Here is a 500-nt window from a genome sequence, read left to right as displayed (position 1 = left end):
GAAGCCGGCCGCGCCGTGCAGCGCGGACTGGTGACGCCGGAGCGCACCACGCTGGTGTCTTCCACCCACCGCGTGTACTCCATCGCGGAGAAATCCGCGATGGGCGATGGCCGCGTCGACAGCAACGAGCTGATCGCCCATGCCGGCAAGGCTGCCAAACGCTTTGTACGCTTCGACATGGCGCAGGCGGCCGAAGCCAGCGGCAGCGTCATCAGCGCCGTGCTGTTCGGCGCGCTGGCGGGCACCGGCGTGCTGCCGTTCAGCCGCGCGCAGTTCGAAGCCACGATCGAGCGCGGCGGCGTGGGCGTGAAGCCCAGCCTGCGCGCTTTTGGCGCGGCGTTCGCCATCGCCGAGGCCGCCGAGACGCCCGCCGCGGAAGCCGCAAAGCCGCTGGGCGAACTCAAGCCGCAGGATCCCAGGGTCGCGCAGTTGCTGCAGCGCGCCCGCGCCGAACAACCGGCCGAGAACTGGCCCGTCGTGGTCGAAGGCGTGCGCCGCAT

General features: G+C 71.4%; 1 pseudogene. It reads left to right on the top strand.

Annotation, left to right across the window (positions count from 1 at the left end):
• Window positions 1-500, top strand: a pseudogene (locus AC07UK_RS38880) (indolepyruvate oxidoreductase subunit beta family protein); the annotation flags it as partial.

Source organism: Cupriavidus sp. GW821-FHT07C08 (assembly GCF_059419025.1).
Note: the sequence above shows the minus strand (reverse complement) of the source record. Positions and strands in the feature narration are given on the sequence as shown.